This is a genomic window from Pararhizobium mangrovi (genome assembly GCF_006516965.1).
Taxonomy (GTDB): Bacteria; Pseudomonadota; Alphaproteobacteria; order Rhizobiales; family Rhizobiaceae; genus Pararhizobium_B; species Pararhizobium_B mangrovi.
On record NZ_VHLH01000040.1, the window covers coordinates 24516 to 31434 of the forward strand.

At 57.0% G+C, this 6919-nt stretch carries 9 protein-coding genes; 1 reads left to right on the top strand and 8 read right to left on the bottom strand.

Annotated features, from left to right (window positions below; genetic code table 11):
* Positions 1-3: 3 nt before the first annotated feature.
* Both FJU11_RS16810 and FJU11_RS16815 read right to left on the bottom strand, forming a co-directional pair.
* A complete protein-coding gene (locus tag FJU11_RS16810) occupies positions 4-375 on the bottom strand; it encodes a DUF3768 domain-containing protein (RefSeq protein WP_141168238.1) in 372 nt (123 codons plus the stop codon).
* The gene (locus tag FJU11_RS16815; protein ID WP_141168239.1) at positions 372-1019 is read right to left on the bottom strand and encodes a hypothetical protein; all 648 of its coding nucleotides are present in this window, start codon (positions 1017-1019) and stop codon (positions 372-374) included. Before FJU11_RS16815 ends, FJU11_RS16810 begins: the two co-directional genes overlap by 4 nt.
* Before the next feature lie 486 nt (positions 1020-1505).
* On the opposite strand from FJU11_RS16815, the gene FJU11_RS16820 reads away from it, so the two are divergent.
* The gene (locus FJU11_RS16820) at positions 1506-2207 is read left to right on the top strand and encodes a hypothetical protein (RefSeq protein ID WP_141168240.1); all 702 of its coding nucleotides are present in this window, start codon (positions 1506-1508) and stop codon (positions 2205-2207) included.
* 272 nt (positions 2208-2479) lie between these two features.
* Here FJU11_RS16820 and FJU11_RS18680 read toward each other — a convergent pair whose 3' ends face one another.
* The 6 genes from FJU11_RS18680 to FJU11_RS16850 form a co-directional block, all read right to left on the bottom strand.
* Complete coding sequence (locus tag FJU11_RS18680) at positions 2480-2746, bottom strand: BrnA antitoxin family protein (protein WP_235891086.1); 267 nt, start codon at positions 2744-2746, stop codon at positions 2480-2482.
* 370 nt (positions 2747-3116) lie between these two features.
* Positions 3117-4007, bottom strand: coding sequence for a hypothetical protein (locus FJU11_RS16830; protein WP_141168241.1), 891 nt, complete (start codon positions 4005-4007; stop codon positions 3117-3119).
* A 150-nt stretch (positions 4008-4157) separates the two neighbouring features.
* Positions 4158-5096 (bottom strand): hypothetical protein, encoded by a 939-nt coding sequence (locus FJU11_RS16835; RefSeq protein ID WP_141168242.1) that lies wholly within the window; start codon positions 5094-5096, stop codon positions 4158-4160.
* A 2-nt stretch (positions 5097-5098) separates the two neighbouring features.
* On the bottom strand, positions 5099-5302 hold the full coding sequence (locus FJU11_RS16840) for a helix-turn-helix transcriptional regulator (protein ID WP_141168243.1): 204 nt from the start codon (positions 5300-5302) through the stop codon (positions 5099-5101).
* Between the two features lie 500 nt (positions 5303-5802).
* Positions 5803-6465 (bottom strand): hypothetical protein, encoded by a 663-nt coding sequence (locus tag FJU11_RS16845; protein WP_141168244.1) that lies wholly within the window; start codon positions 6463-6465, stop codon positions 5803-5805.
* A partial coding sequence (locus tag FJU11_RS16850) for a tyrosine-type recombinase/integrase (RefSeq protein WP_141168245.1) occupies positions 6462-6919 on the bottom strand: 458 nt, incomplete at its 5' end. The genes FJU11_RS16845 and FJU11_RS16850, both read right to left, overlap by 4 nt.

A 6919-nucleotide genomic window follows, 5' to 3' on the forward strand; every position in this document is an offset into this window, starting at 1 on the left:
TGGTCAGTACTCGTCCGCCCGCATGACGGTCATCACGCGCGCTGTGACGCTCGGATCGGCTGGGTCCGGCGAGGCGAACACCCGGTCGCGGTCGTAGCAGTCGATCTTCCAGAAGTAGGTGGCCCCGCCCTGTTCGATCGAGCCGAAGTCGTGCTCGCCATGCGGGTCGTTCTGCTCGGTGAAGGCGTCGAAGCGCTGCACGGCGACGAGCAGGTCCTTCATCTCGGGGATGGGCAGCGACCGCACGGCGGGCGTCATCAGGATGTCGCCGCCTTCGAAGGTCTGGCGCAGGCCGTCGTTCAGCCTGCGCACCGCTGCCCGCCGAGGATCACGATCGCGATCGCCCAGTGCGGTATCCTTGCCGTTGCCGGTCATTCCTCGGCCTCGGTGCTCGGCTGGCCAACGAACTTCGGATGCACAAGCGCGATCTGCTCGCGCCGGCGCAGGAAGAGGTCCCATTCGGGCCACTCCGCCCAGGCGAGCACGAACAGGCCGTCGCCCTTGTCCTCGCGCACGACCGCCGGCCACCAGCCATCGTCGGGATCCAGCGAAGCGAGCACCCCATGGCCGGGCTTCAACTTCGACCAGTCGTCGGGACGCGGCGGGGCGGAATGGCCGCTGCCGGCACCGGTGCCGCCACTTCGATTGCCTCCCGCACTACCGACAGCCGATGCGCCGGCCGAAGCGGCCGCTTTCTTCTTTGCCACCGGCTCGCTGCCGGCCGGTAGGTGCTTGGCGAGCGCGTCGTAGGTCGTCCCCTTCACGAAGGGCACGAAGGCGCGGCCGCTGGCGAAGAGCTTACCCTGCGGCAGGCCGCCGGCGATGTCCCGGACCTCTTCGTTGGCGATCGGCATCGCCGCCATGCCCATGGTCTTCGCCGCCTGCCGGGCGAGTGCGGCCTCGCCGGTGGCAAACCAGGAGGCGTGCGCCTTGCCCTTCTCGTCGCGCCCGAGCAGGATCAAGGCCGGGTCGGGCTTGGCGGCAACGCCGGCGGCGGCGGCTTCGGTCGATACGGTCATGATCGTCTTTCCTCATAAAAAAGAGGGGCCCGAAACGGACCCCTCGTCATTGTCGTCGATGTCTCGTGACGCCCCGGCCTGCATGGCCATGGCGGCGGTTCGGCACGGTGTCGTCGCGGTGCGGTCATGGTGCCTCTCCGGTTGGGCCGAGCATGCGTCGGCGCGTCACGATGGCTGTACCATACAGATATATGTTGAAATGTCAATAAGATGCTGATTTTGCTTCTTATTCGTATGACCGACGAGTTTTTAGGAAACCTAAAAAATTGGGTCCGGGACGCGCGCGAGAACTTGGCCAAAACCGCCTCCATAACCCGTCGAGAAACGTCGCCTAAGGCGAAGTCGGACGCCGCACGCTCGGCAAGATCCGTCACCAAAGAGCTTTCGCGCATCCCGTAAAGGGCCTCGGCAGCGCAATGCCAATTGCTGCGCACCAAACATAGGCAGTTCCCCCCGTCGCGAGGATGCGCCAGCGACGAAGAGCTGTTGTTCGAGCAAAGCGGAATGTGGAGCCGGAAACCGGCCCTGCATATGGAGAAGCTATGCCTTGATGGGATGCCAGCACCGCATGTGCCCGACACCGAACCAACCGAACAACCCGTACACGACAACCAAGCAAGGACACCGATCGTCATGGCAAACGAACAGCTCATCGGCAGCTACATCGAATGGGGCATGGATTATATCGACAGAGGCTTCGAACCCTACCTCCTCACCGCAAAGTTCAACCCGCTCCTTGGATCGAGCGAAGCCGTCGGCAAGCAGATGATGCACGCCGTAGAGCGAGCCTACGGGATCATGCTGACACACCATTTCCGCCGGCCGAAAAAGGAACATATCGCCGATCTTCCGTTTTGGATCGTCGCCGAGGACTGGCCGGTGCCCAAGCGCGACCGCGACCATATCCACGACGTCGTGCCCAACGACGGACGCCACATGCACGCCCTAGCCTTCAAGCCGCCGAACAGCCGGATGCGCGGATGCATGGCTGATTACCTCGAAGATCATCAGTCGCTTTATTCCGGGCGCAACCGGCCGATCTGGCACCTGCACGGCGAGCGGATCACTTATGACGAGGGAAAGGCCATGGGATACGGGTTGAAGGCGTTGACGAGAGGATGGATCGACAACGATGCCGTGACCGTTCTTCCGCGTCGGCACAAGGAGATGCGCGGCCAGTGGGACTAAAGTTGATCCGCCAAACCACGCATGTGCCGGAGAACGCTCGGAAGCCGCTTGTCGGAGCGTTTGATCCGCTTTCGAATACGCCAACGCGTATCGGGAAGGGCGCAAACAAGAGTGCGGGGGTAGTTCAGAATGCGGCGGACGGCATGGCTGGCGGAAAGCGTAACAATGACCATCCAGAAAACCCGGGACACCGGCCCTGTATGATCCCAAGGCATCCGATGCATTGGGGATTAAATGCAATCCTATGAAGGACGCAATGGTTGGTTATACGGTCAGTCGTTCTTCTCGATCGCCTGAACAATCCGCGCGCGCCAGTCTTCGCCGCCGGCTTTGAACCGTGCGACGACATGTGGATCGAGTCGGAGCGTAACGGTCTCATTTGGGTTTACTTTCCTAGGCTGACCCGGCGACCGCTTGAGCGTTTCTGCCAGGTCGGTATGCGCTTCAACAAACGGTTTCGCTTTTGCTATTTCTTCAATCGCTCGTGGCCGTTCGGGCTCGGGATCCAGGCCGATTAGTTTACTCGTCGACGTTTCCACCCACCAACCATCATTGTCCTGATGAACACCCGCCGGCGAGGAGCCTCTTCATATCACTTGCATAAACTGCCCACCGTCTCTTCATCTCGGCCCCGTCAGCGAGTGGCTCGGCGAGATCTTTCGTCATGAAGCTGGGCCACTGTTTGCTCATGACAGGCTCCCTTCGCTCCTGCTGGTACGTCGCATGAAATGACGGCGAGCGCTTCCGAACCCACCAGCCGAGAAACGACCGCGACGCCGTCCAGCAGGCCGATGGCGAGAAAGAACCATGCTTGGCCTCCGTGACATGGGCGCCGGCACTGCCGCAGCTTATCAGGCCTTCCGCAAAGACGAAGGTCCCCGTCCGAGCCGATCGCGTAACTCGAGGTATTCATCGATGTCCGATCAGTTGCTCCAACCGGCGGACATGCTGCCGATCTTCCCGAAGAATTCGTTTTCGTGCCCGTTCCAGCGCAGTTTGGAGAACTTCGTCGCCCAACCCGTTCCCGAAGGCTAGATCCGGTATCGTGCGATGCCCCATCATTTCGAAAACGCGGACACCATCGCCGGGACGTAACGGGCGCTTTTTGGTGCTGCTGGCCGTATAGGGGAGCCTAAGGATCTCACCGGTTTCCGGGTCGTAAACCTCATGAGCGCGTCGAATAATCCGCATCTCACGCATCGGCATCTTAGACTGGTAGATGAGGCGGCTCTTGGCGCCACCTGCGCCCCGCAACTGCCGAACATGAATGGCATCGCCTCCCGCCGAGCCCGGCACTTCGCAATTATACTCATCTCTGACCTTGAGCATCTCTCGGTGGCTTGTGCCGAAAATGAGGGCGTGGATGTGCCAACTGGCGACAGCCTCGCCGCTCGTGCCAGAGCTCTCAAGGTTGGTATAAAGGGCGACATCAACCATGCCGACCGCATTAAAGTCGCCGAACTGTTCGAGGAACCGTCTGATCAATGCGCGGTGAGGAAACCGAGCGCCCTTGGAAAGAGATACTGCTGCGTTCCAAGGGGCAAACGTCACGAAACCGAAGACGGTCTTTTCCGGCAAAAAAAGCGCATCGAATGCGTCACGCAATGGGCGAACGAAAACGATCCGAGACCGCGCATTGATCGCCAACATTCGCCGAGCTGATCTGTTGCACAGTCTCTCGAGTAGCTGCTCATTGGCTAGATGGTGGCCATGGCCACTGTGAAGGTATCTCTTGATGCGCTGATCGTATTGGCGATGCATGCGATCGAAGGCATCCAACGTTAGCAGGCGTTCGGTCATCGTGGTCTCCCGACGGCGACAGCCGGCCCGCGCCGACGAGGGTCGACGGAGCAGGCTGTGCTAGATTGTCGTTGGAAATGAACCACCCCTCGACCATGTTATGGTCGTATATACCTTCGGGTATTGGGTGGTAATTATGGTATTACAAAGCTACTTTGGGCTACGGCGCTTCTTGAATTCCACGTCCGACGCTTCGATCATTTTGCCATTCTGGCCGGAATTCGTGAACCTGATCGTTCTTCGCTTTCCCTGGCCATCGTTCTGTAACTTGCGGGCTACTTTCCCCGCCGGAATACGAATGAAGAGATCATCCGGCATCGGTTGAACGTTTGATTTTTCTGAGGTAAAGGCCCGGGCCGTATTGCTGGTAGGCAACGGCTCTTGCCCGTGTGTGCCTTTTTCGTTTTCGCCACGCGACATCCCGCTTGGTTCTTCACCGGGCGTATCCGCTTTTTCGGCCTTACTCGATGGACGCGATCGCTTTTTTATGCCCTTCCGGCGCAAGAGCTGTGGAATTTTCGTTGCGGCGACATCTTTCTGAAAGAGAGGATTAAGTGCTTGGTAATACTCGCTTACCTTGCGACTCCTTCCGCTTCCAGAGCCAGGAATGACGAATTGCAAAGCGTATCGCAGGGCATCCGTTCGATGCTTTGGCTTCGGCCTTTTCCGAAGATCATCCCATTTATTATTCCGGATTAAGCTTAGCCAGGCATCCTCGTCGTTCTTCAAGACCGAAGCGACACCGAAGACATGACCCAGAATAGCGTAGAGACGTTCTCGATGACCGGCGCGAAGTGTTTGGTAATGTTCGCCGGCCAGAGTGAGTTGCCTGGCGGCCGCATCCGGCTTCAGCAACTCTTCTGCTGGGGGCAGATCGACCTCGACCGGCAGCCGACTGAAAGCCTCCGATGGCGAATGTTCCACGCTCCTCGCCTTCGGCGAGCGAACATTTTCCTGCGAAGTTTTCTTACGACCGCGCCGTCTTTTCGCCTTAGGCGAAATTCGCTTTCTTGCCGCTTTGAGATAGGACGGGTCCACATCAACCTCGCTCATCGGGGGAAGCAGTTTGGGCTTGCTCATTGTTCCCATTTTTATTGCCCTTCTTCGATTTGATCGATGAGGGCGCGAATGTCTTCCGCCCGCCAGGCGGACGTACGAGGACCGAGTTTCACTTGCTGAGGGAAGCGCCCCTGCTGGATCCAGGAGAAAATCGTCGATCGGCTAACAGGAATATAGGCGAGAACCGTTTCAAGGCGGACGAAACCGGTTTCGGGCAGATGGTGCGCGTTCGGCATTGTTTTAACTTGCTCCGTTGATGGAAGGCATCGAACGGAGTCTGCCGCCTGTTTCGCGGAAAGAGCAAAGTTTCCGCGGTAAGGAGCAAACTTTCCACGCGGAAGCCTAGATGTCTCGAGGCAATCAGCTGCTCACATTCACCAGCCGCTTCTAAGGCTTTGCTTGCGTAAATGCTTGTTGAGGAGATAGATACCGAAGGCGAGCGTTCAGCCTGCCCTGTTCACCGCCGACAGGAACGCGGCGGTCGTGGCGCTTCTCTTGCTGCGGCCATTACCGACAGCCAGACTATCCGGACAGCGGATCAAAAAGGGGCTCAGGGGCTACGACGCCGGCAAGAAGGTACCCGGACGCAATCGCCACATCACGACCAATATGAACGTCAGGTTGTTGATGTTCGAGATTTAAGCAGGCGATATTCTGAGGCGACAAAAACGCATGCAGTAAAAATGAAATCGTAAAAATCGCGAATTATATTCATATTACTTTTTTAAAATATACATCATGTATTATCATCGAGATGTTTCATAGCATCTCTTAGATGTTTTTTAATCGTCTTGTTCACCAGTCGCGTCTTAGGTTTATCAATGTCGTTCTCGATTTCTGTATATATACTGGTATTTTCCTTCCCATAGGCGTGCGATTCATTGAATCCATACTTCTTCGAAGCAATCCCGATCAAAATTTTGTAAACGGAAGTTTTATGATGGCTTTTTAATTCGTCTTCTCTCGCCTCCTCTTCGTTGATTTCGACTTTCTCGGCCTCGCGAACCTCCTCTTCGAGAATCACATATTTGGATTTGTAAACGTTGAATAACCGGGACATCAAAGAGTCTTTTTTGACTGGTGCATCCTCGATTTCTGATACAAAAATCATTACATCGCCGATCCAATTCGCAACTTCCTCAGCGCTTTTTGCTAAAACCCCTTCTGCATTTTGAAAATTAGTATGGAATAGATCACGTTTATCTATAGAATATTGCTCGTATAAGCGCTTCACAATGAATTCTTCATCAATTTCCATTACCTCTTTCTTGTCATACAGCCGCCAGTACTCACCAGCAACATCTTCTGTATACCCCGGAAACCGAGCGCGAACGAGAAGGTCTCTCAGTGCTAGAAATCGTTCGTAATCTGGCAATTTACGTTTCTCCAGAATCATCACTCGACAAAAAGAGCCCAATCTTCCATCAGTTGACGCCGCTTCTCAAGCAGATCCCCACGCCGGTAGGCGGCTTCCACCTTGTTTTCGATCGTATGCGCCAGCGCCATCTCCGCAATCTCCCGAGGATGGCTCGTGGTTTCCGCCGCCCAGTCACGGAAAGACGAGCGGAAGCCGTGCGCCGTGTACGGCACCTTCATGCGTTCGAGCGTCTTCGCGAAAACCATGTTGGAAAGCGGCTTGTCGACGGAGCGACCGGGGAAAATTAGGGCGCTGCCCGTCGACAGTGGTCTGGTGGCCTCGAGGATCGCAAGGCTGCGCTCCGTCAACGGGACACGATGCTCCCGCCCCGCTTTCATGCGCTCCGCCGGAATGATCCAGAGCTTCGCCTCCGTATCGATCTCCGCCCACCGTGCTTCGCGGACCTCGCCGCTACGCGCTGCCGTCAGGATCAGAA

Coding starts and splice junctions, on each gene's coding strand:
- FJU11_RS16810 (WP_141168238.1), bottom strand. CDS start 375: ATGACCGGCAACGGCAAGGATACCGCACTGGGCGATCGCGATCGTGAT.
- FJU11_RS16815 (WP_141168239.1), bottom strand. CDS start 1,019: ATGACCGTATCGACCGAAGCCGCCGCCGCCGGCGTTGCCGCCAAGCCC.
- FJU11_RS16830 (WP_141168241.1), bottom strand. CDS start 4,007: ATGACCGAACGCCTGCTAACGTTGGATGCCTTCGATCGCATGCATCGC.
- FJU11_RS16835 (WP_141168242.1), bottom strand. CDS start 5,096: ATGGGAACAATGAGCAAGCCCAAACTGCTTCCCCCGATGAGCGAGGTT.
- FJU11_RS16840 (WP_141168243.1), bottom strand. CDS start 5,302: ATGCCGAACGCGCACCATCTGCCCGAAACCGGTTTCGTCCGCCTTGAA.